Consider the following 22307-nt stretch of genomic DNA (forward strand, 5'->3'; position numbering starts at 1 on the left):
AAGGATGAAAATAATTCATCATGAAGAAAATCCGTTTACCGCCTCTGGGTTCACTGAAAGCATTCGATGCGGTGGCGCAGGAGGCCAGCTTTAAACGCGCTGCCGAAGAAATCGGCGTGACGGCTACGGCGATCAGTCACCAGATCCGTGTTCTGGAAGAGGCGCTGGGCACCGCCGTTTTTGAACGCAACGCCCGCGAGGTGAAACTGACCGCCGCCGGGCAAGTTTTGCAGCAGGCGACGCGCCAGGCTTTTGCCGGTTTACAGGCTGCCGTGGAAGAAATTCATCACGCCGGATTACCGCCTGCGCTGACGCTGACGACCACCTCGAATTTTCTGACGCACTGGCTGGTTCCGCGGCTGGCAGATTTAAAACAGGCAGCACCGGCGATGGATTTGCGGCTGCACACCGGCATTGAACTGGTGGATTTAACGCGTAATACCGTGGATGTGGCGATCCGTTACAGCGAATCTGCCGATGCGTCGCTGGATCCCACACTGCTGTATCACGACACGTTTATTCTGGTCGCCAGCCCGGCGCTGGCGCTGAAAACCCCGGCAGACCTGACGGGCGTAACGCTGTTTCATGTTGAGAATCGTCACATTCCCCGCCCTTCACCCGACTGGGAAAACTGGCGTGCGCACTTCGGCCCGAAGGATCTCAACATCGACAACGGGTTGCGTTTTACCGATGAAACTCACGCGATTCAGGCTGCGATTGCCGGCCAGGGCGTGGCGATTGTCAGCAGTTTGCTGGCGCGTGATTTCATTGAAAAAGGCATCCTCACCGTTCCCTTCCCGCACCATCTCCCCGGTGCAAATTATTATCTGGTGACCACAAAAGAGAAAAGCACACGCGACGATATCAAGATCCTGCGCCACTGGTTGCTGGATAAAATGTCGGCGCTCCCTTCGGCTGGAGTCTGAAAAATGACGCAAAAACTTGCTGCGGGTAAATCACACCACAAAATGTAAGCGATTACACTTGGCGGTATTTATGGCTTCAGGCACGCTCCCGCAGGCTTTCTGTACGGCGCACAGCACCTGTATAGCGGCATTGAAAGGTGGTAAACTGTTTGTGTAAGCGATTCCATTTTATTGGGGATGGATCACCTTTTTCAGCCTTGCAGCGTGTTATCGTTGCATCATGATAATCATCGAGGAGCGAATATGTACGTCTTAGTCACAGGTGGTAGCGGTTACATTGGTAGCCATACATGCGTGCAACTGATTGATGCGGGCTATACGCCAATCATTCTGGATAATCTTCACAACAGTAAAGTCAGCGTTCTGGAACGTATCAATACGCTGACCGGCAAAACGCCACTGTTCTATGAAGGCGATATCCGCGACCGCGCGCTTCTCGATAAAATCTTCAGCGAACACCACATTCATTCCGTGATTCATTTCGCGGGCTGGAAAGCCGTCGGTGAATCCGTCGCCAAACCGCTGGCATATTACGATAACAACGTGACTGGCACGCTGGTGCTGGTTGAAGCGATGCGCGCAGCGGGCGTTAAAAACCTGATTTTCAGCTCATCTGCAACGGTGTACGGCGATCAGCCGAAAACTCCGTATGTGGAAGACTTTCCAACCGGCAACCCTTCCAGCCCTTACGGCCGCAGCAAACTGATGGTCGAACAAATTCTCGAAGACGTGCAACGTGCGGAACCGGAATGGAGCATGACTCTGCTGCGCTATTTCAACCCGGTTGGCGCGCATCCGTCTGGCCTGATGGGGGAAGATCCGCAGGGCGTGCCCAATAACCTGATGCCGTTTATTGCACAGGTTGCCGTGGGTCGCCGCGAATCAGTGGCGGTATTCGGTAACGATTATCCGACGCATGACGGCACCGGCGTTCGCGATTATATCCACGTGGTGGATCTGGCCGACGGCCACATCGCCGCAATGAAAACCCTGCACAACAAAGCGGGCGTACACATTTACAACCTCGGAGCTGGCTTCGGCCAGAGCGTGCTGGAAGTGATTAACGCCTTCAGCAAAGCCTGTGGCAAACCGGTGAATTACACGTTTGCACCGCGCCGAGAGGGTGACCTGCCTGCGTACTGGGCTGACCCGTCCAAAGCCGAGAAAGAACTCCACTGGAAAGTGACACGCACGCTGGAAGACATGGCCAATGACACCTGGCTGTGGCAATCGAAAAACCCGCAGGGTTACCCGGATTAAGGCAGACCAAGGAAAGTTTATGACGACGTTTAACCCGATTGATCATCCACATCGCCGCTACAATCCGCTGACCGATCAGTGGATTTTAGTGAGCCCGCACCGGGCCAAACGCCCGTGGCAGGGCCAGCAGGAAGCCGTTTCGCAGGAGGTTCTGCCTTCGCACGATCCGGACTGTTTCCTCTGCCCGGGCAATACCCGCGTAACGGGCGATGTGAACCCGAAATACACCGGCACTTTCGTGTTCACCAACGATTACGCGGCGCTGATGCCGGACACGCCGTTTGCGCCGGAAAACGATGACCCGCTGATGCGGGTCCAGAGCGCACGTGGCACCAGCCGGGTTATCTGTTTCTCGCCGGATCACAGCAAAACGCTGCCGCAGCTTTCCGTGGAAGCACTGACGGAAATCGTCAGAACCTGGCAGGAGCAAAGTGCGGATTTAGGGAAAACCTATCCGTGGGTGCAGGTTTTTGAGAATAAAGGCGCGGCGATGGGATGTTCTAACCCGCATCCGCATGGCCAGATTTGGGCGAACAGTTTCCTGCCTAATGAAGCCGAGCGCGAAGACCGTCTGCAACGCACTTATCTCGACGAGCAAGGTTCGCCCATGCTGGTGGATTACGTGCAGCGCGAGCTGGCAGACGGCAGCCGCACGGTGGTTGAAACCGAACACTGGCTGGCCGTGGTGCCTTACTGGGCGGCGTGGCCGTTCGAAACGCTGCTGCTGCCAAAAGTCCACGTCAAGCGCATTACCGAACTGACGGATGCGCAGCGCAGTGATTTAGCGCTGGCGCTGAAAAAACTGACCAGCCGCTATGACAATCTGTTCCAGTGCTCTTTCCCGTATTCCATGGGCTGGCACGGCGCGCCGTTTACCGAAGGCGACCACGAACACTGGCAGCTGCATGCCCATTTCTACCCACCGTTGCTGCGTTCAGCCACGGTGCGCAAATTTATGGTCGGCTACGAAATGCTGGCTGAGACCCAACGCGACCTGACGGCGGAACAAGCTGCCGAGCGTTTGCGGGCGGTGAGTGATATCCACTATCGTGAAGCCGGAGAACAATAATGAAATTGAAAACCAAAACCCTGGAAATCTTTGCCGACAAATTCGGTTACCCTGCCACGATCACCATCAAAGCGCCGGGTCGCGTTAACCTGATTGGCGAACATACCGATTACAACGACGGTTTCGTTTTACCCTGCGCCATCGATTATGAAACGGTGATCGCCTGCGCACAGCGTAATGACCGTGTGATCCGCGTGATCGCCGCCGATTACGACAACGAGGAAGATACCTTCTCTCTCGACGAGCCGATCCTGCACAGCGACGCGCATCCGTGGGCCAACTACGTGCGTGGCGTGGTGAAACACCTGATGCTGCGTAACAAAGATTTCTCCGGCGCGGACATGGTGATCAGCGGCAACGTGCCTCAGGGCGCAGGGCTGAGTTCTTCTGCATCTCTGGAAGTCGCCGTCGGCCAGGCGTTGAAATCTCTTTATGATTTGCCGCTGGACGGCGTGGCGCTGGCACTGAACGGTCAGGAAGCAGAGAACCAGTTCGTCGGTTGCAACTGCGGGATTATGGATCAGCTGATTTCTGCCCTCGGCAAAGAAAACCATTCCCTGCTGATCGACTGCCGTTCGCTGGAAACCCGTGCCGTGTCTATGCCGGAAAACGCAGCCGTGGTGATCATCAACTCCAACGTGAAACGCGGTCTGGTTGACAGCGAATACAACGCCCGCCGCGAACAGTGTGAAGTGGCTGCCCGCTTCTTCGGCGTGAAAGCCTTGCGCGACGTAGACCCTGCCCTGTTCTTCTCCATTCAGGATGAACTGGATCCGGTGGTTGCACGCCGTGCACGCCACGTGATCACGGAAAACGATCGTACTCTGGCAGCGGCTGACGCACTGGCCAGCGGCGACCTGAAACGCATGGGCGAACTGATGGCGGAATCTCACGCTTCCATGCGCGATGATTTTGAAATCACCGTCCCGCAAATCGACAAACTGGTCGAAATCGTCAAAGAAGTGATTGGCGATAAAGGCGGCGTGCGCATGACCGGCGGCGGCTTCGGCGGCTGCATCGTGGCACTCGTTCCGACAGAGATGGTGGAGAAAGTCCGTCACGCCGTTGAACAGCAATATCACGCCCACAGCGGCCTGAAAGAAACCTTCTACGTTTGCACCGCTTCCCAGGGGGCTGGCATATGTTAAAACCTGAAAACACACAGCTGGCGCCCGATGGCCAGCCGTTTGAACAGGTGACGCTACAGAATGCGGCGGGCGCTACCGCCACATTCATGGACTGGGGCGCGACCTGGTTATCCTTTACGCTGCCGCTGGCTAACGGCTCGACCCGTGAACTGCTGCTCGGCTGCCAGACACCGCACGACTATATGAATCAAAGCGCCTATCTTGGCGCGACCGTCGGGCGCTACGCCAACCGCATCGCCCGCTCGCAGTTTGAGATTGAAGGCAAACCGCATCTGGTCGTCGCCAATCAGGGCGTACATCAGCTGCACGGCGGCCCGGAGGGTTTTCATGCGCGTCGCTGGAAAATTCTTGAGCAAACCGCGCAGAAGCTGACGTTCGGGCTGTTTTCTGCCGACGGCGATCAGGGATATCCGGGCAATATGACGGCGAAAGTGCATTATCAGTTGACCGATGATAACCGTCTGGAAATCCGCTATGAAGCGACGGTAGATAAGCTCTGCCCGGTCAATCTGACCAACCATGCCTATTTCAATCTCGACGGCGAAGGCACAGATGCCCGACAGCACAAGCTGCAACTGTTTGCTGACCGCTTTCTGCCGGTCGACAGCGACGGGATCCCGTGTGCCGATCCGACGCCCGTTGAAAATACCGGCATGAATTTCACTGCGCCGAAAATGCTGGCGAAAGATTTCCTCAGCGATCGCGACCAGCAACGCGTGAAAGGTTACGACCACGCGTATTTGCTGAACCGCACCTGCAATGCCGGCACCAATCCGGCTGCGCATTTGTGGTCAGCTGATGGCAAAGTGAAAATGACGATGTTCACCTCAGCACCGGCAGTGCAATTGTATAGCGGCAACTTCCTCGGTGGCACGCCAAACCGCAGCGGCGGCGAATATGCCAGCTACAGCGGCGTTGCGCTGGAAAGTGAATTCCTGCCAGACAGCCCGAACCACGCAACCTGGCCGCAGCAAAGCTGCTGGATTAAACCGGGCCAGACGTACAAATCCGCCACGATCTACCAATTCTTCGCGCTGTAATCTTCTCAGGGCAGGTTCATCCAAACCTGCCCTTTACGCTTTTCCCTTCTGCAAATTTGTGACTCATCACGCATCTGCGTCAGCACTTTTTCAGCTAAAGCCGCCTCCCGCATCTACGCTTAGAGGGTGTCCTGCGAAAAGGACGTTCAAAAAGGAGTTCGTTATGCGTTTACCCGTTGTGTTATCCCTGCTGGCGACCTTGTGTACGGCGGGTTCTGCACTGGCCGCGGATCCCGTAAAAGTGCCTTCCCCCGCTCAGACTGAGCAGCGCCAGAAAATGACTGACTGTAATCAGCAGGCCACCACACAATCGCTTAAGGGCGATGAGCGCAAAAAGTTCATGAGCAACTGCCTGAAAGCCGAGGCTAAAACATACGATAAAATGAATCCACAGCAGAAAAAGATGAAAACCTGTAATGCTGATGCGGCGAAACAAGAACTTAAAGGCGACGCCCGCAAAACCTTCATGAGTACCTGCCTGAAAAAAGCCAGCTAATCCGCTGTCCTTTTGCACAAAACGCGCTGTCCGGGTGACCGTCTGCGCGTTTTGTTTTACATCGCCACAGCAAATTCGTTATGTTTAAGACAAACGGGCGTCACACATAGGTTTCCTGAATACATTCAGATTGCCGATCGGGATGCCCAGCCCCTATAATGATAACTGTTATCATTGAAAATTCAGTTAACTGAGGAGTTTAGCTATGGCTGTAACCAAGCTGGTGCTGGTAAGACACGGTGAAAGTGAGTGGAACAAAGAAAACCGTTTTACCGGTTGGCATGATGTTGAACTGTCCGACAAGGGCCGTACTGAAGCAAAAGCTGCGGGTCAGCTGCTGAAAGACGAAGGCTTCCAATTTGACTTCGCTTACACCTCTGTGCTGAAACGTGCCATCCATACTCTGTGGAGCGTTTTGGACGAACTTAACCAGCCATGGCTGCCGGTTGAGAAATCCTGGAAACTGAACGAACGTCATTACGGCGCGTTGCAGGGCCTGGATAAAGCAGAAACAGCACAGAAGTACGGCGACGAGCAAGTTAAACAATGGCGTCGTGGTTTTGCTGTGACTCCACCAGAACTGGATCGTGCTGATGAGCGCTTCCCAGGCCATGATCCGCGTTATGCAAAACTGTCTCAGGAAGAGCTGCCAACCACAGAAAGCCTTGCACTGACCATCGAACGCGTTATTCCTTACTGGACAGAAGTGATCAAACCTCGCATCGAAAGCGGCGAGCGCGTGATCATCGCGGCTCACGGTAACTCCCTGCGTGCGCTGGTTAAATATCTGGATAACCTGAGCGAAGACGAAATCCTGGAACTGAACATCCCTACCGGTGTTCCACTGGTTTACGAATTCGACGAAAACTTCAAACCAATCAAACGTTATTATCTGGGCAATGCCGATGAAATCGCAGCGAAAGCCGCGGCCGTGGCAAACCAGGGTAAAGCGAAGTAATTAGCGGTTTCTGAATCAATTCAGAAATGCGAAAAGGCATGCGAAAGCATGCCTTTTTTGCAGGTTTCATTAGGGAGAATTCTATGTCGATCAGACGAGCATCACCGCACGAAGCAGAACAGCTTTGGGAAATAAGGAATCTGGCTATCCGCCACGGATGCAAAAATACTTACGCAGAGTCAATCCTGACGGCATGGACACCTGATCAGATGCCCGCAGGATTCCCGAACGCGATTACCCGCAATCCTTTTTTTGTTGCCGACGCACCGGAAGGTTTTCCGGCCGCCACCGGATTTCTTGATGTTGAAAACGCAAGCGTTGAAGCTATTTTTACGCGTCCCGGATTTGAAGGGAAAGGCCTCGCGACGCAAATCCTCAACGCGATAAAAGCGGAAGCAAAGTCGCTGGGATTTTCTGAACTGAAGTTGTCATCGACGCCTAATGCTTTTGAGTTCTACAAAAGAAACGGATTCTGTCTGGTAAAGGAAAGCGTTTATCGCTCGGAACTGGCAAATGCCAGCCTGCTTTGCATGGATATGCGCTGCGAATTGTGAGCCGTGTTTTGCAGCCACAAAAAAGCCCCGCATTAACGGGGCTCAGTTCAGAATTGCTGTGACAGATTAGCCGCGGCGTGCTTTGACTGCGTTCGCGAGGCTACGCAGCAGCACTTCGGTATCTTCCCAGCCAATGCACGCATCGGTCACGCTCTGGCCGTAAACCAGCGGCTCGCCGCTGTCGAGGCTCTGATTGCCTTCTACCAGATGGCTTTCAACCATCACGCCCATAATCGCCTGTTCGCCACCGGCAATCTGACCGCAAACGTCTTCACAGACTTCCATCTGTTTTTTGAATTGTTTGCTGCTGTTGGCGTGGCTGAAGTCGATCATGATGCGGGCTGGCAGGCCGCCTTTTTTCAGGCCGTCTTTCACTTCCAGTACGTCCTGTGCGCTGTAGTTTGGTTTTTTGCCGCCGCGCAGAATGATGTGGCAGTCGTTGTTCCCGCTGGTGTTAACGATAGCGGAATGGCCCCACTTGGTCACAGAAAGGAAGCAGTGCGGCGCACCGGCTGCGTTAATTGCGTCGATCGCCACTTTAATGGTGCCATCAGTGCCGTTTTTGAAACCCACCGGGCAGGATAAACCGGAGGAAAGCTCACGGTGAACCTGAGATTCTGTAGTACGTGCGCCAATCGCGCCCCAGCTCATCAAATCCGCCAGATATTGTGGCGTGATCATGTCCAGGAATTCACCCGCCGCAGGCAGACCGGTGTCGTTAATATCCAGTAACAATTTGCGGGCAATGCGCAAACCATCGTTAATCTGGTAGCTGTTGTTCATGTGCGGGTCGTTGATCAACCCTTTCCAGCCGACAGTCGTGCGCGGTTTTTCGAAGTAAACCCGCATGACGACTTCCAGTTCACCCTGCAATTCTTCGCGCATTTTCAGCAGGCGTGCTGCGTACTCTTTAGCGGCTTTAGGATCGTTGATTGAGCAAGGACCGATGACAACGAGAAGACGATCGTCGTTTCCTTTCAGGATCTTATGAATCGCATTGCGTGCATGAGACACCGTCTTTGCCGCTTTGTCAGTGGCGGGAAACTTTTCCAGCAACGCTACAGGTGGCAAAAGTTCCTTAATTTCTTTGATGCGTAAATCGTCGTTTTGATAATTCATAACTGTTCCATTCGGGTGTTCATAAGAGACAAAGCGAAACGCTGACCGCGTTCAATCTAGCCGTATTGATAGCCGGTGTAAACCTACTTTGACACCTACGAATAGTCTCATTTTGATTCAGGACATGAATTCATTCGCTAAGCTTCCTAATCATTGGCTTCACCACGACGAGCACGAAAAAACGAATCACAACCAAAGATGGAGATGAGGTTATGAAGAGACTTGCAATAGTGTTACTGACCGCCACAATGGCCCTGGCTTCTGGCGCCGCATTCGCTGCGAGTACTGATGCGGGTTCAAATAACGGCGCGGCTAATGCGTCGGACAGCCCGGGTTCTGTTCAGAAAATCGCGCCGAACGGTGTTGATAACAGCAAAATCAACGATACCGACAAACCGATCAATGAAGTGCATAAAAAAGCCCATAAAACTGAGCACAAGATGAGTGAATCTCAGATCCATAAAAAAACCATGTGCAAAGACGGACGTTGTCCGAATCAGGTGCCGGGAACCAGTCAGTCTAAAGCCACCGGTAACTGATTTCAGTAGCGGTAAAAGGCTACAAAGGGGAACTTCGGTTCCTCTTTTTCTTCTCTGCCCCTTTCTTGCATCACATGACGATTACGTTATTGTAATGATCTATCTTCATCTCTTTTGTGAATACTGATATGTCTTCCTCTTTATTACCTCAGGATAAAAATGGACGCAGGCTGTTGCTGGCATTTCTGGTCACCGTGATTTTCATGGTGGCGGAAGTGATCGGTGGCCTGATATCCGGCTCGCTGGCGTTGCTCGCTGATGCAGGACATATGCTGACCGACGCCGCAGCATTGCTGGTCGCGCTGTTAGCCGTGCGTTTTGCAAAACGCAAACCCAACGCGCGGCATACGTTTGGTTATTTACGTCTGACCACCATGGCCGCGTTTGTGAATGCCGCCGCGCTACTGGTGATTGTCGTGCTGATCGTATGGGAGGCCATCGCACGTTTCTTCAGCCCTCAGCCGGTGATGGGCACGACCATGCTGGTGATTGCGATTGCCGGTCTTTTTGCCAATATTCTGGCGTTCTGGCTGCTGCATCAGGGCGAAGAGAAAGCCAATATCAACGTGCGCGCTGCGGCGCTGCATGTTCTGGGCGATTTACTGGGCTCCATTGGGGCGGTTACAGCGGCGCTGATCATTATGTACACCGGCTGGACACCTATCGACCCGATTCTGTCGGTACTGGTTTCGTGCTTAGTGCTCAGCAATGCCTGGAGGCTGATGCGTGAGAGTTTTCACGAACTGCTTGAAGGGACGCCGCAGGAAATTGATATCGATAAGCTACGCAAGGATCTGTCGATGAGCATCCCGGAAGTGCGCAACGTTCATCATGTTCACGTCTGGCAGATTGGTGAACAGCGCCTGATGACGCTGCACGTGCAGGTTGTTCCGCCGCATGACCATGACGCCCTGCTTGACCGTATTCAGCACCATCTGCTGGACAAGTACCGTATCGGCCACGCCACCATTCAGATGGAATACGGTCATTGTGAAACACCGGATTGTGAGATCAACGAAGTTCAGTCAGTAAGCTCCGGACACGATCACCACGGGCACAGTCACGCGCATCATCATTGATTCCGTGGTTTTGCGCCTGAAAGCAAAACGCCTCCGGTCGGAGTTTTTTTATGGGATACGGATCAGATTTTCTGCAATGGCCGCGAACCGTTCTGCCGGGCACTTTTGATCCACAGCCATGAGCCGTTGAGGGCAATCAGCGTCAGCAGAACATATTCCAGCGCCATGGCATAAACGCCCTGATAGGCAAAAATGGCCACACTGATGACATCAATCACCACCCACACCAGCCAGTTTTCGACGTATTTGCGCGTCATCAGCAGCATGGCGACAATCGACAGCACCATCATGGACGAATCCCAGAACGGGAACGCATCGGGCTGAAGCTCTGGCATATTGACGTTAAGCCCCACCGCCTGCATAACATTCACTGCAACGAGCGTGAGCGCGGCGAAAACGCGATCAATATTGAAGGTCATCAGCGCGATACCTGCCACGCAGATAACCCCCCATAACAACGCCTTTCCGCGCGACAACCAGCGGATCTGCAATTCCGCCTGCTGATCGGCTGTCTGTCGGCTCCAGGCGTACCAGCCGTAAATATTGGCGGCGAAGAAGAACACCTGAAGCAGCAAGCTGGCATAGAGCTGGATCTGGAAGAAGATAATTGCAAACAGAGTCACGTTGATCAGGCCGAACGGATAGTTGATCAGCTTTTCTTTGCTGGCGAACCAGATGCAAAGCAAACCAAAAATCGTCCCGACGGCTTCGATCCACGAAAGATCATAACCTCCTTTCCCAAGAGGAATATGAACCAGAATATTGCTGGTACTGAAAAAATCCATCATCGCATCCTTCCGTTAATTGTCCTGAAAATCTTGTCGGTTCAGAGCGCTTTGGTCTGCGCCCGCAACGTCAACTGAGCCGCGAAATCCAGCATGCGGTTCAGCGGGATCAGTGATTTCACGCGCAGTGCTTCATCCACTTCAATGGCATGTTCTGCTCCGCCATGTTCCAGTCCTTCTGCAATAGCTTTCAGGCCATTCATCGCCATCCACGGGCAATGTGCGCAGGTACGGCAGCTGGCACCTTCGCCTGCAGTTGGCGCTTCAAATAATTCTTTATCCGGACAAGCCTGCTGCATTTTGTAAAAAATACCGCGATCCGTTGCCACAATAAGCTGTTTTTGCGGCAACGTTTTTGCGGCCTGAATCAGCTGGCTGGTAGAACCGACGGCATCGGCCATATCCACGATCGCCTGAGGAGACTCAGGATGCACCAGGATAGCCGCATCAGGGTATAAACCCTTCATGCGGGTCAGCGCCTGGGTTTTAAACTCGTCATGGACGATACAGGCACCTTGCCAGCAGAGTACGTCTGCACCTGTCTGCTTACGAACGTAATTTCCGAGATGACGATCCGGCGCCCAGATGATTTTTTCACCCAAACTATCAAGGTGTTGAATCAGTTCTACCGCAATGCTTGAAGTGACGACCCAGTCAGCTCGTGCTTTTACCGCCGCCGAAGTATTAGCGTAGACCACTACGGTGCGATCAGGGTGACTGTCGCAGAAATCCGAGAATTCCTGTTCCGGGCAACCTAAGTCCAGAGAGCACTCCGCGTTGAGTGTAGGCATCAGAACCGTTTTTTCAGGGCTGAGGATTTTGGCCGTTTCACCCATAAACCGGACACCCGCCACCAGCAGCGTCGACGCCGGATGCTGGCTGCCGAAACGGGCCATCTCCAGTGAATCCGCGACGATACCGCCGGTTTCTTCTGCCAGCGCCTGGATTTCAGGATCAGTGTAATAATGCGCGACCATAACGGCGTCGCGCTCTTTCAGCAGTTTCTTAATCTTCTCTTTATAGAAGGTCTTTTCATCTGCATTCAGAACTGCGGGTTTAGGTGGGAAAGGATACACCGTCGCATTCAGATCCAATGTTTCGCTCATACTCTTTATCTCATTCTGTCAGGTAATGAACCTGAAGGCCGGAAGCCACAGCCGGTTTAACAGATTAAACCCACTGGTTTTGTATGCTAAACAAAATACCGTAAAAAAAGCGGTAAGTCGTCCAAATTTTGTTCTTATGGCTTTAAATGTTTACTAGACTTAAAAGAGAGGTGTATTGGGATTATGTGGATAAAGGCAGATTAAGATAATGTGAGAAATATAGAGGTCTGAATGCGAAAAAAGCGCCTAAAGGCGCTTTTTTCTGAATTTTATGAAGTAGACATCTTTGCAATTTAGATGGCTCACTTTAAAAGTGGTGGGCCGTGCTGGATTCGAACCAGCGACCAATTGATTAAAAGTCAACTGCTCTACCAACTGAGCTAACGGCCCATCTAAATGCTTTATACTACTTATTCAGGATTAACCACTTAAGAGTTGTGGGCCGTGCTGGATTGATTCGGTCTTCGACCTCACCCTGCGGGCAACGCTGCGCGTTGTCGTCTCGCTTCGCTCGGCTCGAACCCATGGTTCTCATCCATCACTGCTTCACTACATATATCCACTTAAGAGTGGTGGGCCGTGCTGGATTCGAACCAGCGACCAATTGATTAAAAGTCAACTGCTCTACCAACTGAGCTAACGGCCCTTCCTGAATACTTCTTACTGCCTTCGTGTCTTGCAGTTGGTGTGCAAGCCACTTGCTGTTTGTTTAGCTTTGTGGGCCATGCTGGATTGATTCGGTCTTCGACCTCACCCTGCGGGCAACGCTGCGCGTTGTCGTCTCGCCTCGAACCAGAGTTCTCATCCTTCACTGCTTCACTATATATATCCACTTTAAGAGTGGTGGGCCGTGCTGGATTCGAACCAGCGACCAATTGATTAAAAGTCAACTGCTCTACCAACTGAGCTAACGGCCCCTCTAAACCTACTGCAAATTGCCTAAATCTCTAACAGCGTTAGCCGTTTGGAGTTGTCTGGGCAACGGCGGCATATATTACTTATTTAACTTTTCAGTGCAACTTTAATTTTCACAAAGATGCTTAACTGCTGGACTTTCACACACTCAAGCCCAGAAAATGCACGATGTGTACATTTTCCGGTCCTGAATTGGGAACTACTTCGCAGATAAACGTTTTTGAGCTTGTTTTGCCGCGTCGGTGTTTGGGTACTGTTTTATGACCTGCGCGTAGACGGCTTTGGCTTTATCGGCCTGCCCTTTCTCCTGCATGATCACCCCAACCTTGAACATCGCGTCAGAACTTTTTGGGGACTTCGGATAGTTTTTGACCACAACCGCAAAATAATAAGCAGCGTCGTCTTTTTTACCCTTGTTGTAATACAACTGGCCTAACCAATAGTTGGCATTAGGCTGGTATGTAGAATCCGGGTATTTCTTAACGAAACTCTGAAAGGCAGCAATCGCCTCATCATATTGTTTCTTTTCCAGCGCCAGAGAAACAGCGGCGTTGTAGTCGCTGTTCACATCGCCTGTGCTTGCAGGGGCTTGCGCAGCACCTGCGTCAGGCGTTGCGGCTGCAGCATTACCAGACGCATCGCCAGTGGCTGCTGCAGCGCCCGTACTGGCGGCTCCGGCTGCACCCTGGCTCAGGCTGTCCATCTGGTTGAAAATCTGCTTCTGACGATCAGCAAGCTGACTCAACTGATACTGGTTCTCCTGGATTTGACCACGAAGAGTATCCATATCACGTTGGGAATCAGAAAGTTGTTGCTGGAGTTGAGTTAATAGCTGGCTGTGAGCGTTCGAAATACGCTCCAGAGAGGTGACCCGATCTTCTATCGAGCCTGAGCCGACATTACTGATTGGCGCTTGGGCAGTAGCGGCCCATGGGACCGCTACGCCAACCAGTAACGACAGACTCAACAGGTGAGTTCTGAAGTTACTGCTCATACTATTCTCTTAGTAAACCAGTACGGCACGACGGTTTTTAGCGTAAGCCGCTTCGTCATGGCCCAGTACAGCTGGTTTTTCTTTACCGTAAGAAACGATAGAGATCTGGTCGGCAGAAACGCCTTTACCTTGCAGGTACATTTTAACAGCAGTAGCACGACGTTCGCCCAGGGCGATGTTGTACTCTGGAGTACCACGTTCGTCAGCATGACCTTCAACAGTCACTTTGTAAGACGGGTTGCTACGCAGGAATGCTGCGTGCGCGTCTAACATCTGAGCGAATTCTGAAGAAACATCGTATTTGTCCAGGCCAAAATAAACGATGTTGTTTTTCTGCAGTTCTTGCATCTGCAGACGAGCTTGCTCTTCAGAAGACATGTTGCCGCTTTCTGCGCCAGTGCCAGAGTTCAGACCCATACCTGATTGGTCGTTGTCCGCGTTTTTGTGAGAACTACACGCAGCGACTGCCAGAACAGGCAATGCCAGCATCAGCCCTTTCAGCACTTTATTCAGTTGCATCTATTCGATCCTTTTATAATTTTTTGCCATACATAGTTTTCTATGCATTACAGATACGGCGACCAGGCAGGGAATTTGACCTGTCCATCAGTTGCCGGAAGACGCGCTTTGAAGCGCCCATCAGTCGATACCAGTTGCAATACAGAACCCAGTCCTTGAGAGGAGCTGTAGATAACCATAGTGCCGTTAGGTGCGAGGCTAGGCGTTTCATCCAGGAACGTGTCCGTCAATGTTTGAACGGCTCCCGTTGCCAGATCTTGTTTAGCGATGTGCTGTGTACCGCTGGCGCTGCTCACCATGACCAGGAATTTACCATCTGCACTTACGTCAGAGTCCTGATTCTGTGAGCCTTCCCATGTCAGACGCTGAGGCGCACCGCCATTAATATTAACTTTATATACCTGAGGACGACCGCCTTGATCCGACGTGAATGCCAGGTTCTGGCTATCCGGGAACCAGGTTGGTTCGGTATTGTTGCTACGGCCGTTAGTGACCTGAGAGATCTGACCTGAACCCAGGTTCATCACATACAGGTTAAGGCTGCCGTCTTTAGACAACGCGAATGCCAGTTTAGACCCGTCCGGAGAGAATGCCGGAGCGCCGTTGTGGCGTGGGAAAGAAGCAATCTGTTTGATAGCACTGTTCGCCAGTGTCTGCACAACCAACGCTGAACGACCGCTTTCGAAAGTCACGTAAGCCAGTTTGCTACCGTCCGGAGACCAGGCAGGAGACATCAGAGGCTCTGGTGAACGGTGAACAACGAACTGATTGTAACCATCGTAATCCGCGACACGCAGTTCGTATGGGAATTTGCCGCCGTTAGTCTGCACGATGTAAGCAATACGGGTGCGGAATGCGCCTTTAACACCGGTCAGTTTTTCGAAAACTTCATCACTGGCGGTATGAGCAGAATAACGCAACCACTGCTTGGTCACTTTATACTGGTTTTGTGCCAGTACGGTGCCCGGAGCACCAGAGGTGTCAACCAGCTGGTAAGAAACAACATAGCTGCCATCGGCTGCAGGCTGAACCTGACCGATAACAACGGCATCGATGCCCAAAGCAGTCCAGGCAGCAGGGGTAACTTCTGCCGCTGAAGTTGGCTGTTGTGGCATGCGCGATGCATCAATAGGATTAAATTTACCGCTGTTGCGTAAGTCAGCAGCAACAATGCCGCCAACATCTTCAGGTGGAGTACCCGGACCCGCCCATTTGAATGGCACAACACCAATCGGACGAGCGGTATCTACGCCCTGAGTAATTTCAATGCGAACTTCTGCATGTACTACAGATGCCCACATCATCAAAAGGCCGAACGCTACTCGAAATGCCTGCTTCATTGTATCTCCCTTATCTGGACGTATCTGCCCGCGATAATTTAGCAGAATTTTAACAAACCAACGCATACAAAACTAGAATTACACCCTGCAATCCATCGTAAAATTCTGAAAAGAAATTATTTTCGTCTTTCTACGGTTTAAAATCTATCGGAGCATTTTTAAATACTTCATAGACTGCTTCAGAAGGCGGTTTCGGGAACTTCGCCTGTCGGGCCGCGGCTAGCGCTGCCTGACAAAGTGCTGGATCCCCACCTTCCGCTGACACGCTGATAAGCGAGCCATCCGGGTTCATTTTAACGCGCAATGAACAGGTTTTACCCGCATACGATGACGCGTCATAGAATCTGCTCTCAATAGCCGCCTTTATCTGGCTGCCATAGTTAGCAATATCGGCACCGGATGCACCCGCCTTTTTCTGTGTTCCTTTACCTGCCGGAGCAGAAGCCCCACCGCCCGTTGAACCTTTCGGCGCATTTTTAGAATCGGCCAGCCCGTCAAATAAGTTATTGGCATCAGCAGATTCTTTTGCGGCGGCGGCGGCGGCCGCTTTCTTATCGGCTGCGGCTTTCTTGGCTGCAGCAGCCGCTTCAGCTTTTTTCTCAGCTGCAGCGGCGGCTTTCGCATCCGCAGCAGCTTTGGCGTCTGCGTCAGCTTGCGCTTTCGCATCGGCGGCAGCCTGAGCTTTAGCCTCTGCGGCAGCTTGTTTCTTCGCCTCAGCAGCCGCTTCTTTCTTCGCGTCAGCCTCGGCCTGTTTTTTCGCGGCCGCAGCCGCTGCGGCGGCTTCGGCTTCAGCCTGTTTCTTCGCTTCGGCTGCGGCTTTTTTCTGTGCATCAGCCTGCGCTTTTGCAGCTTCTTTCGCCGCATCGGCCTTAGCCTGAGCCGCTTCTTTTGCCGCTTCAGCTTTCGCCTGTGCGGCGGCAGCTTCGGCCTGCTTCTGTTGTTCTTTCGCCTGCTCAGCAGCCTGCTGCGCTTGTTTCTGTTGTTCAGCGGCTTGTTTCTGCTGCTGAGCCTGTTCCTGCGCCTGCTGCTTTGCATCTTCCTGTGCCTGAAGACGCTCTTTTTCAAGCTCTTTCAGGTGTTGCTGTTCTGCGGCCTGTTTCTGCTGAAGCTCTTCAGCCTGTTGCTCTGATTTTTTCTGACGCGCTGCGGCAGCACGCTGGGAATCAGCCTGCTGCTGTTGCTGACGGTTGTACTGATCGACCACAGCACTTGGATCAACCATTACGGCTGAGATATCGCTACCCCCGCCGCCACCGCTCATGCTGGTATCTTCGTCCAGCGATCCCCAAATCAACAGGGCTATAATGATGATATGCAGAACGACCGAAACAATAACGGCGCGTTTGAGCTTATCGTTTTGTTCAGTTGCAGTTGCCTTTACCAAAATAGATTTCCCAAGACAGGATTACTAAAAACCCGGGATCCTGTAGCGCCTGTCTTACTCTTTTAGCAAGCCAGGGAATGCCGGGTTTCAAATAAGTGTTACAAATTACCTATCCTCAGATAGGTTGTGTCATCAATCCGACTGACTTCACGCCAGCCTGATGCAGCATATTCAGCGCCTTGATGATCTCCTCATAAGGTACATCTTTCGCGCCGCCGATCAGGAATACCGTCTTCGGATTGGCCTGAATACGGCTGGTCGCTTCTGCGATAACCTGTTGTTCAGGCAGTTGTTCCATGCGCTGATGATCCACCACAATGGTGTATTGACCGACGCCTGAAACTTCAACAATCACAGGCGGGTTATCATCGCTGGACACCGTTTTAGAATCCGTTGCATCAGGTAAGTCAACTTCCACGCTCTGAGTAATGATCGGTGCTGTTGCCATAAAAATCAGTAACAGAACCAGCAGTACGTCCAGCAGCGGAACGATGTTGATCTCCGACTTACCTTCGCGCCGGTTACGACGACCTCGTGAACGAGCCATACTCTCCCCCTTTAGTTACTGCTGGTTTCGCGAGAGAAAGCCTGACGGTGCAGGATAGCCGTGAATTCTTCCATGAAGTTATCGTAGTTTTGCTCAAGCTTGTTCACACGCTGGTTAAGGCGGTTGTACGCCATAACCGCCGGAATAGCGGCGAACAGACCAATCGCCGTGGCAATCAGTGCTTCTGCGATACCAGGAGCAACCATTTGCAGGGTCGCTTGTTTCACGGAACCTAAACCGATAAAGGCGTGCATGATCCCCCAGACCGTACCGAATAAACCGATATACGGGCTGATGGAACCGACGGTGCCGAGGAAAGGAATGTGTGTTTCAAGGGATTCGAGTTCACGGTTAAAGGAAATGCGCATTGCACGTGAAGACCCTTCAATCACCGCCTCTGGCGCGTGGCTGTTGGCACGGTGTAAACGGGCGAATTCTTTAAAACCAGAATGGAAGATTTGCTCTGCCCCGCTCAGGGTTTCGCGGCGGCCCTGGCTTTCCTGATACAAACGGGAAAGCTCAATACCGGACCAGAATTTATCTTCGAACGCTTCTGCCTCGCGGGTGGCGGCATTCAGCACTTTCGTGCGTTGAATGATGATCGCCCAGGACGCGATAGAAAAGCACACCAGGACAAGCATAATCAGCTTAACCAGGATGCTGGCCTTCAAAAATAAATCAAGAATGTTCATGTCAGTCACTGCTTAAACTCCGCGACAATAGACTTAGGAAGCGCTCGGGGCTTCATTTGGTGTGGATCAATGCATGCAATCAACACTTCTGCAGAACTCAGAAGGTTTCCATGCGAATCAAGAATTCGTTGTGCAAAAGTAAGAGAAGCTCCGCGAATGGACGTAATCTCACTCTGAACATCCAGCAAGTCATCTAAGCGAGCTGGTGCAAAGTATTCGACCGTCATGCGGCGGACAGCAAAAGCGACATGTTCTCCCAGCAACTGCTGCTGGTGAAAATTGCGTTGGCGCAACATCTCTGTGCGAGCCCTTTCAAAAAAGGCGACGTATCGGGCATGGTAGACCACACCTCCCGCGTCTGTGTCTTCGTAATAGACACGAACCGGCCATCGGAACAACGAATTACTCACTCTACATCCCGTAATGCAATTTGACGGCACTACTATACGCAAGAGAATTGGGGTTGGGAATGGGTTGCAATGCCGGAACGAAAATAATTATGGGCCGGAACGGCCCATAGGAAGATTACTGTAAATCTGTGTATTTTTAAGACGATAAAAGTCAGCTGAAGAAGTAAAACAGACCCGCAGCCAGTGCAATCATCGCCAGTAACGGTGAAAAAAATGATTTCCACACCGAATTTTTCGGACGAAAACCCAGACCGTGAATAACACCGCTACAAACAGCCCATATCAGAATGAGCCCGTGCCACACTTCCAGCTGGCTGGTCGACGAGGCAAACATGCCCGGTTTCCAGAAAACACAACCGGCAAGCAGCAGCGACATCACAAGTGAAAGGGCCCTCAAGGGGCCCTTGTCTGTGATGGCGTAAACTTTATCCGCGATCACACTCATCGTTACTTCTCTTCTTTTGCAGCTTTATTGGCTTCGCTGTGCTCAAGCGCCAGCGCGGTCATGATACCAAACGAGCAAGCCAGCAAAGTGCCGAGGATCCAGGCAAAATACCACATGGTTTTCTCCTTAATACAGCGAATGCTTGTTGTTCTCGATGTACGCTTTATCGAGGCGCCCGAACATCTTGTAATACGCCCATGAGGTGTAAATCAGGATGATTGGCACGAAGATACACGCCACAACGGTCATCACTCTCAACGTCAGTAAGGTCGACGTTGCATCCCACATGGTCAGGCTGACGTTGGGATCAGTAATTGACGGCATAACGAACGGGAACATGGTGATACCGGCAGTCAGGATCACACAGGCGATAGTCAGTGAGTTACTGACGAAAGCCAGCGCCGCTTTATTCAGACGGGAGAACAGGATTGTCAGCAGCGGCAGAATCACACCCAGAGCAGGGATAGCCCACAGAGCGGGGATCTTGTTGAAGTTAGCCAGCCATGCGCCCGCTTCATGAGAAACTGTTTTGTGCAGCGGATTTGACGGGCCCGCGTGATCCAGTACCGAAGTCACGGTGAAGCCATCAATCCCTTTAACCAGCCAGATCCCTGCCAGCAGGAAGCAAACCATCATGATCAGCGCAGAAATCTGCGAGGCATTACGAGTACGCAAATGCAGTTCGCCGACAGTACGCATTTGCAGATACGTTGCGCCCTGCGTAATCAGCATGGTCAGGCTGACCAGACCGGCCAGAATACCAAACGGATTCAGCAGCTGAATCAGGTTACCGGTATAGAACAGACGCAAGTCGGTATCAATGTGGAACGGCACGCCCTGTAACAGGTTACCGAAGGCCACACCAAAGACCAGAGATGGCACGAAGCTACCAATGAAGATGCCCCAGTCCCACATTCCACGCCAGCGCGCGTTGTCCAGTTTTGAACGGTAGTCAAAGCCCAGCGGACGGAAGAACAATGCGCACAGTACAAGAACCATCGCCGCATAAAAACCCGAGAACGCTGCTGCATAAACCATCGGCCATGCAGCAAATAACGCACCACCGGCGGTGATCAGCCAGACCTGGTTACCGTCCCAGTGCGGGGCGATCGCATTGATCATGATCCGGCGATCGGTATCGGTTTTACCGATGATCCGCACCAGAATCCCCACACCCATATCAAATCCATCGGTGACCGCGAAGCCGATAAACAGCACGCCAATCAGCGCCCACCAGATGAACCGTAAACTTTCATAATCGAACATAGTCGGACTCCCTAATTACTGAGCTTGCTCAAGCGGGGCTGAAGGTTTTTCAAAATGATAGCGCCCTGTTTTCAGGCTGCTTGGCCCCAGACGTACATATTTGAACATCAGGAACATCTCAGCGACCAGGAACAGGGTGTACAAGCCGCAGATCAGGATCATTGATGACAGCACATCACCGACGGTCAGTGAAGAGTGCGCAATGGCCGTTGGTAAAACCTCACCAATCGCCCACGGCTGACGGCCGTATTCCGCAACGAACCAGCCAGACTCAACCGCAATCCATGGTAATGGCAGGCCAAACAACACGGCGCGATGCAACCAGCGTTTTTCGCCAATTTTGCCGCGAACCACAGCGAAGAATGACAGGCCAATCAGAACCAGCATCAGGATGCCGCAGGCAACCATGATACGGAATGCGAAGTACAGAGGCAGAACGCGCGGAATAGAATCTTTCGTCGCTTTCTGGATTTGTGCGTCAGTCGCATCGGTCACTTTGTCGGTATAGCGTTTCAGCAACATACCGTAGCCCAAGTCTTGTTTGGTTTTTTCAAAGTCACTGCGAACGGTTGGATCGGTATTCCCTGCGCGTAACTCTTCCAGCAGGTTGTACGCTTTCATCCCGTTACGGATACGCACTTCGTGTTGCGCCATCAGGTCTCTCAGACCGGTGACCGGCGTATCCACAGAACGCGTTGCAATCAGGCCGAGCAGGTAAGGGATCTGAATGGCGTATTCATTTTCCATTTTGTCCTGATTTGGCAGGCCGAACAGCGTAAAGCTGGCCGGTGCAGGTTGGGTATCCCACTCTGCTTCGATTGCCGCCAGTTTGGTTTTCTGTACGTCACCCATTTCGTAACCGGATTCATCACCCAGCACGATAACAGACAGTACAGCCGCCAGGCCGAAGCTTGCCGCGATAGCAAAAGAGCGTTTTGCAAAGCCCACATCGCGACCTTTCAGCAGGTAGTAAGAGCTGATAGCCAGAACGAACATCGCACCTGTCACATAACCGGATGCCACGGTGTGTACGAATTTAACCTGCGCAACCGGATTCAGAACCAGCTCGGAGAAGCTGACCATTTCCATGCGCATGGTTTCGTAGTTAAAGGTTGAAGCAATCGGGTTTTGCATCCAGCCGTTCGCCACCAGGATCCACAAAGCAGACAGGTTTGAGCCGAGGGCAACAAACCAGGTCACTGCCATGTGCTGAACTTTAGACAGGCGATCCCAACCGAAGAAGAAGAGGCCGACTAATGTTGATTCCAGGAAGAACGCCATCAAACCTTCAATCGCCAGAGGCGCACCGAAGATATCACCGACGTAATGTGAGAAATATGACCAGTTAGTCCCGAACTGGAATTCCATGGTTAAACCGGTAGCAACGCCAATTGCAAAGTTAATTGCAAAAAGTTTGCCCCAGAATTTGGTCATATCTTTATAAATTTGTTTGCCGGAAAGCACATACACCGTTTCCATAATTGCCAGTATAAACGCCATACCCAGCGTTAATGGGACAAATAGGAAATGGTACATGGCTGTTAAAGCAAACTGTAAACGCGACAGTTCAACGATATCAAACATCTTGACCCCTTGCTCCTCGGAGGAAGACCCCAAATTGCGATCTTTGACGAACCGGTTGCCGGAACGCCTCATGACTACCAGTATTCAAATGTGTGTAGAACAGAAATGCAGAGTTCAGCTGAGTGAAGCCGT

The 22307-nt window shown here is 52.1% G+C and carries 24 protein-coding genes, 3 tRNA genes and 1 other RNA gene; 10 read left to right on the forward strand and 18 right to left on the reverse strand.

Features of this window, described 5'->3' with window-relative positions; genetic code table 11:
* The first annotated feature begins 20 nt into the window (after positions 1 to 20).
* From ACLBVC_RS01735 to ACLBVC_RS01770, 8 genes are all read left to right on the forward strand, one after another.
* Positions 21 to 926, forward strand: a complete 906-nt coding sequence (locus tag ACLBVC_RS01735; RefSeq protein WP_410147748.1) for a LysR substrate-binding domain-containing protein — start codon at positions 21 to 23, stop codon at positions 924 to 926.
* 243 nt (positions 927 to 1169) lie between these two features.
* Positions 1170 to 2186, forward strand: a complete 1017-nt coding sequence (gene galE / locus ACLBVC_RS01740) for a UDP-glucose 4-epimerase GalE (RefSeq protein ID WP_410147749.1) — start codon at positions 1170 to 1172, stop codon at positions 2184 to 2186.
* Positions 2187 to 2205: 19 nt separating this feature from the next.
* The gene (gene galT / locus ACLBVC_RS01745) at positions 2206 to 3255 is read left to right on the forward strand and encodes a galactose-1-phosphate uridylyltransferase (RefSeq protein WP_410147751.1); all 1050 of its coding nucleotides are present in this window, start codon (positions 2206 to 2208) and stop codon (positions 3253 to 3255) included.
* Positions 3255 to 4403, forward strand: coding sequence for a galactokinase (gene galK / locus ACLBVC_RS01750; protein ID WP_410147753.1), 1149 nt, complete (start codon positions 3255 to 3257; stop codon positions 4401 to 4403). The genes galT and galK overlap by 1 nt, the downstream gene beginning before the upstream one ends.
* On the forward strand, positions 4397 to 5443 hold the full coding sequence (galM, locus tag ACLBVC_RS01755; RefSeq protein WP_410147755.1) for a galactose-1-epimerase: 1047 nt from the start codon (positions 4397 to 4399) through the stop codon (positions 5441 to 5443). Before galK ends, galM begins: the two co-directional genes overlap by 7 nt.
* 163 nt (positions 5444 to 5606) lie before the next feature.
* Positions 5607 to 5939 carry a PsiF family protein gene (locus ACLBVC_RS01760; protein WP_410147756.1) on the forward strand — a complete coding sequence of 111 codons (333 nt, stop codon included), beginning with the start codon at positions 5607 to 5609 and terminating at the stop codon, positions 5937 to 5939.
* A 205-nt stretch (positions 5940 to 6144) separates the two neighbouring features.
* Entirely contained in the window at positions 6145 to 6897 is a 753-nt protein-coding gene (gene gpmA, locus ACLBVC_RS01765; protein ID WP_410147758.1) for a 2,3-diphosphoglycerate-dependent phosphoglycerate mutase, read from the forward strand.
* An 83-nt stretch (positions 6898 to 6980) separates the two neighbouring features.
* Positions 6981 to 7451: a GNAT family N-acetyltransferase gene (locus ACLBVC_RS01770; protein WP_410148071.1), complete on the forward strand. Its 471-nt coding sequence runs from the start codon at positions 6981 to 6983 to the stop codon at positions 7449 to 7451.
* Between the two features lie 66 nt (positions 7452 to 7517).
* Here the strand turns inward: ACLBVC_RS01770 and aroG are convergent, their stop codons facing one another.
* Positions 7518 to 8570 (reverse strand): 3-deoxy-7-phosphoheptulonate synthase AroG, encoded by a 1053-nt coding sequence (gene aroG / locus ACLBVC_RS01775; protein WP_410147760.1) that lies wholly within the window; start codon positions 8568 to 8570, stop codon positions 7518 to 7520.
* A gap of 212 nt (positions 8571 to 8782) precedes the next feature.
* On the opposite strand from aroG, the gene ACLBVC_RS01780 reads away from it, so the two are divergent.
* Both ACLBVC_RS01780 and zitB read left to right on the forward strand, forming a co-directional pair.
* Positions 8783 to 9109 carry a protein YbgS gene (locus ACLBVC_RS01780; protein WP_410147761.1) on the forward strand — a complete coding sequence of 109 codons (327 nt, stop codon included), beginning with the start codon at positions 8783 to 8785 and terminating at the stop codon, positions 9107 to 9109.
* 128 nt (positions 9110 to 9237) lie between these two features.
* Positions 9238 to 10188 (forward strand): CDF family zinc transporter ZitB, encoded by a 951-nt coding sequence (gene zitB / locus ACLBVC_RS01785; protein ID WP_410147762.1) that lies wholly within the window; start codon positions 9238 to 9240, stop codon positions 10186 to 10188.
* 62 nt (positions 10189 to 10250) lie between these two features.
* Here zitB and pnuC read toward each other — a convergent pair whose 3' ends face one another.
* From pnuC to cydA, 17 genes are all read right to left on the reverse strand, one after another.
* Positions 10251 to 10973, reverse strand: a complete 723-nt coding sequence (pnuC, locus tag ACLBVC_RS01790; RefSeq protein WP_410148072.1) for a nicotinamide riboside transporter PnuC — start codon at positions 10971 to 10973, stop codon at positions 10251 to 10253.
* 41 nt (positions 10974 to 11014) lie between these two features.
* Positions 11015 to 12079, reverse strand: coding sequence for a quinolinate synthase NadA (gene nadA / locus ACLBVC_RS01795; protein ID WP_410147763.1), 1065 nt, complete (start codon positions 12077 to 12079; stop codon positions 11015 to 11017).
* Positions 12080 to 12393: 314 nt separating this feature from the next.
* Positions 12394 to 12469, reverse strand: a tRNA-Lys gene (locus ACLBVC_RS01800).
* Between the two features lie 45 nt (positions 12470 to 12514).
* Positions 12515 to 12635: non-coding RNA, RtT sRNA (locus ACLBVC_RS01805), on the reverse strand.
* Between the two features lie 14 nt (positions 12636 to 12649).
* Positions 12650 to 12725, reverse strand: a tRNA-Lys gene (locus tag ACLBVC_RS01810).
* 195 nt (positions 12726 to 12920) lie between these two features.
* Positions 12921 to 12996 (reverse strand) — tRNA-Lys (locus ACLBVC_RS01815).
* Between the two features lie 197 nt (positions 12997 to 13193).
* Positions 13194 to 13988: a cell division protein CpoB gene (cpoB, locus tag ACLBVC_RS01820; RefSeq protein ID WP_410147764.1), complete on the reverse strand. Its 795-nt coding sequence runs from the start codon at positions 13986 to 13988 to the stop codon at positions 13194 to 13196.
* A gap of 9 nt (positions 13989 to 13997) precedes the next feature.
* Positions 13998 to 14507 carry a peptidoglycan-associated lipoprotein Pal gene (gene pal, locus ACLBVC_RS01825; protein ID WP_152326499.1) on the reverse strand — a complete coding sequence of 170 codons (510 nt, stop codon included), beginning with the start codon at positions 14505 to 14507 and terminating at the stop codon, positions 13998 to 14000.
* A 47-nt stretch (positions 14508 to 14554) separates the two neighbouring features.
* A complete protein-coding gene (gene tolB / locus ACLBVC_RS01830; protein ID WP_104922885.1) occupies positions 14555 to 15847 on the reverse strand; it encodes a Tol-Pal system beta propeller repeat protein TolB in 1293 nt (430 codons plus the stop codon).
* Positions 15848 to 15977: 130 nt separating this feature from the next.
* Complete coding sequence (gene tolA / locus ACLBVC_RS01835; protein ID WP_410147765.1) at positions 15978 to 17231, reverse strand: cell envelope integrity protein TolA; 1254 nt, start codon at positions 17229 to 17231, stop codon at positions 15978 to 15980.
* A gap of 115 nt (positions 17232 to 17346) precedes the next feature.
* On the reverse strand, positions 17347 to 17778 hold the full coding sequence (gene tolR / locus ACLBVC_RS01840) for a colicin uptake protein TolR (RefSeq protein ID WP_410147766.1): 432 nt from the start codon (positions 17776 to 17778) through the stop codon (positions 17347 to 17349).
* A gap of 11 nt (positions 17779 to 17789) precedes the next feature.
* Complete coding sequence (gene tolQ / locus ACLBVC_RS01845) at positions 17790 to 18479, reverse strand: Tol-Pal system protein TolQ (protein WP_013576430.1); 690 nt, start codon at positions 18477 to 18479, stop codon at positions 17790 to 17792.
* Complete coding sequence (ybgC, locus tag ACLBVC_RS01850) at positions 18476 to 18880, reverse strand: tol-pal system-associated acyl-CoA thioesterase (protein WP_095921211.1); 405 nt, start codon at positions 18878 to 18880, stop codon at positions 18476 to 18478. The genes tolQ and ybgC overlap by 4 nt, the downstream gene beginning before the upstream one ends.
* 151 nt (positions 18881 to 19031) lie before the next feature.
* Complete coding sequence (gene ybgE, locus ACLBVC_RS01855; RefSeq protein ID WP_195814165.1) at positions 19032 to 19325, reverse strand: cyd operon protein YbgE; 294 nt, start codon at positions 19323 to 19325, stop codon at positions 19032 to 19034.
* 2 nt (positions 19326 to 19327) lie between these two features.
* Positions 19328 to 19441 (reverse strand): cytochrome bd-I oxidase subunit CydX, encoded by a 114-nt coding sequence (cydX, locus tag ACLBVC_RS01860; RefSeq protein WP_101077375.1) that lies wholly within the window; start codon positions 19439 to 19441, stop codon positions 19328 to 19330.
* 10 nt (positions 19442 to 19451) lie between these two features.
* A complete protein-coding gene (gene cydB / locus ACLBVC_RS01865; RefSeq protein WP_195814166.1) occupies positions 19452 to 20591 on the reverse strand; it encodes a cytochrome d ubiquinol oxidase subunit II in 1140 nt (379 codons plus the stop codon).
* 15 nt (positions 20592 to 20606) lie between these two features.
* The gene (gene cydA / locus ACLBVC_RS01870; RefSeq protein ID WP_218520691.1) at positions 20607 to 22175 is read right to left on the reverse strand and encodes a cytochrome ubiquinol oxidase subunit I; all 1569 of its coding nucleotides are present in this window, start codon (positions 22173 to 22175) and stop codon (positions 20607 to 20609) included.
* Positions 22176 to 22307: the final 132 nt, after the last annotated feature.

Origin of the sequence: Rahnella selenatireducens, assembly GCF_046449555.1 — a bacterium.
GTDB classification, from domain to species: Bacteria; Pseudomonadota; Gammaproteobacteria; order Enterobacterales; family Enterobacteriaceae; genus Rahnella; species Rahnella selenatireducens.